The 1,890-nt window shown below is 75.2% G+C and carries 6 protein-coding genes; all 6 read right to left on the bottom strand.

The annotated features are described in order from the left end of the window. Nucleotides 1-220 (bottom strand): hypothetical protein (locus ET526_RS21590; protein WP_204623752.1); only part of this gene is annotated, 220 nt, incomplete at its 3' end. Further along, entirely contained in the window at nt 217-432 is a 216-nt protein-coding gene (locus ET526_RS21440; RefSeq protein WP_158295666.1) for a hypothetical protein, read from the bottom strand. The genes ET526_RS21590 and ET526_RS21440, both read right to left, overlap by 4 nt. Continuing rightward, nucleotides 429-620: a hypothetical protein gene (locus ET526_RS21435; RefSeq protein WP_158295665.1), complete on the bottom strand. Its 192-nt coding sequence runs from the start codon at nt 618-620 to the stop codon at nt 429-431. Before ET526_RS21435 ends, ET526_RS21440 begins: the two co-directional genes overlap by 4 nt. Continuing rightward, nucleotides 620-1,420 carry a hypothetical protein gene (locus ET526_RS20970; RefSeq protein ID WP_135471026.1) on the bottom strand — a complete coding sequence of 267 codons (801 nt, stop codon included), beginning with the start codon at nt 1,418-1,420 and terminating at the stop codon, nt 620-622. Before ET526_RS20970 ends, ET526_RS21435 begins: the two co-directional genes overlap by 1 nt. A 3-nt stretch (nt 1,421-1,423) precedes the next feature. Next, nucleotides 1,424-1,546, bottom strand: coding sequence for a hypothetical protein (locus ET526_RS22490; RefSeq protein WP_275668660.1), 123 nt, complete (start codon nt 1,544-1,546; stop codon nt 1,424-1,426). Beyond that, a partial coding sequence (locus tag ET526_RS21430; RefSeq protein ID WP_204623751.1) for a DUF5758 domain-containing protein occupies nt 1,546-1,890 on the bottom strand: 345 nt, incomplete at its 5' end. The genes ET526_RS21430 and ET526_RS22490, both read right to left, overlap by 1 nt.

Here is a 1,890-nt window from a genome sequence, read left to right as displayed (position 1 = left end):
GCCAGGCCGGCGGCGGCCCGCCCGCGGCAACGGGCGGCGCCGATGGCGCAGGCGACGGCGGCGCGCCCCACCAGGCCGGCGGCGCGGCCGCGACGCACACCAGCGTCGCCACCACCGCGCCCGTGATCGCGGCCTTCGCCGCGCCCGCCGTCACCGCACGGCGCACGGGACGCCGCACCGCCGCGACGCGGCGCGCCACCCACCAGCAGCGCAGGATCATCCGACGTTCTCCTCCATGCGCGCGTAGAAGGCGGCCTCACGCAGCGCGTGCATCGCGGCCTCCATGTCGCCGCCGGCCTCGGCCTCCATCGCCTCCGCCTGCGCCAGCAGACGGTAGGCGGTGGCGTGCGGCACCTCGAGCGCCAGCTCGCGCAGCCGCGACGCCGCGAGCAGCAGCCGGATCGCGTGGCGCCGCTTCGCCGGGCCGGTCATCGCGTGCCTCCCGCCGCCAGCGCGGCCCACACTTCGGCGCGGATGCGGCGGCAGGCGTCGTGCGCGCCGCCGCGCTCGATCGCGTCGCGCGCCATGGCGTCCACCACGAGCAGCGCCTCGATCAGCGCCGCCACGCGCTCCGGCGTGGCGGAGGCCTGCGGATCGGGGATCGGAGGGGCGTCGCGCATCACGCCGCCTCCTCCCGCATCCGGCGGCGCTCGGCGAACACCACGCGCTGCGCCTCGGCGATGGACCAGCCGAACTCCTCCGCGATCTCGCGCACGCTTCGCCCCCCGCGCGCCATGGCGCGGGCCGCGTCGAGGTCGGTCTCCGCCGCCGCGGCCGTGGCGGCCGGCGCCGGCGGCTGCGCATCGCGCAGCCCGCGCCGGGGCGGCAGGCCAAGGCGGGGAGCGATGCCATAGAGGCTGTTGGGGTTGGTGTAGGGCTGTCCCGGCAGGGCGTTGAGGCGCTGCAAGATCGCCTCCCCGGTCAAGGAGGGATCTGGCCAGAGGCGCCGCAGCAGCTCCGCCCGCTCCGGCGTCAGCCTGTCCCGGTAATGGCCCGCCTTCGGGGGCGCCGGCGGCGCCTCCGCCACGGGAGAGGGGGCGGGCTCCGCGAGGCATGCCCAGCCGGGCAGGGTGAGGATCAGCGCCTGCCCCTCGACGCGATGCGCCACCGGCGCGGCGGGGCGCGGCGTGGTGTCGGCGACATGCGGCAGCGGCACCGTCGCCACCCCGCATGAGCCGCGCACGGCGAGCTTCCGCCCGTCCGCCGCCGGCCGCAGGCGCAGCAGCCCCGCGCGCAAGGCGAGGTCCGTCGCGATGCGCTGGCCAGCCTGCCAGCCGAGATCGGCCAGCACCTGCCCCCCGATGGTGACGACCGCGAAGCTAGCCCCACGGCCGCGGCGCCAGGCCAGCGATACCTGCCTTCCGGATCCGGGCCGGAAGCCGCGCCGGATGGGAATTTCTGTCCACTCTACGGTGTCCATGGATCAGCCCCCAAAAAGGGCGGCGGCCCGCAGCGCCGCCAGCACGATCAGCACCAGCGCCGCCTCGCCGCACAGGGCGCAGACAAAGCCACGCGCGAAGGCGAGGTCGTCTTCCTCGCCGCTCATCAGTGCCACCCCTCCGCTTCCTCGCGGGTCAAGAAAAAATGGATGCCGTTCGTACATTCCACGCGCGGGTCCGGGTCGTAGCTGTCCGGCCGCACTGTCTCGCCCGGCGCGTAGATGACGTGGCCACGGTTGCTCTCGACCGGCTTGCCGCCCTCAACCTCCAGCACTATCGCGTATTCCGCGCGGCACTTCCGGCCGATCAGCGTGGCGGTGCGCCTCGCCTCGGCGGGGATCAGCAACTTCACGAGCTTGCCGGACGCTTTCTTCCAGACCGCCAGGCTACCGTCTTGCGGGATCTGGAAGTGCGGTAGTTTGGCGCCCGCGAGGTTGGCGCCCGCGAGGTC

It is taken from the genome of Crenalkalicoccus roseus, assembly GCF_004761865.1.
Taxonomy (GTDB): Bacteria; Pseudomonadota; Alphaproteobacteria; order Acetobacterales; family Acetobacteraceae; genus Crenalkalicoccus; species Crenalkalicoccus roseus.
Note: the sequence above shows the minus strand (reverse complement) of the source record. Positions and strands in the feature narration are given on the sequence as shown.

What these genes read in the sequence shown, in the direction of transcription:
- ET526_RS21440 (WP_158295666.1), bottom strand. Translation starts at nt 432, where the DNA reads ATGACCGGCCCGGCGAAGCGGCGCCACGCGATCCGGCTGCTGCTCGCG.
- ET526_RS22490 (WP_275668660.1), bottom strand. Translation starts at nt 1,546, where the DNA reads ATGAGCGGCGAGGAAGACGACCTCGCCTTCGCGCGTGGCTTTGTCTGC.
- ET526_RS21435 (WP_158295665.1), bottom strand. Translation starts at nt 620, where the DNA reads ATGCGCGACGCCCCTCCGATCCCCGATCCGCAGGCCTCCGCCACGCCG.
- ET526_RS20970 (WP_135471026.1), bottom strand. Translation starts at nt 1,420, where the DNA reads ATGGACACCGTAGAGTGGACAGAAATTCCCATCCGGCGCGGCTTCCGG.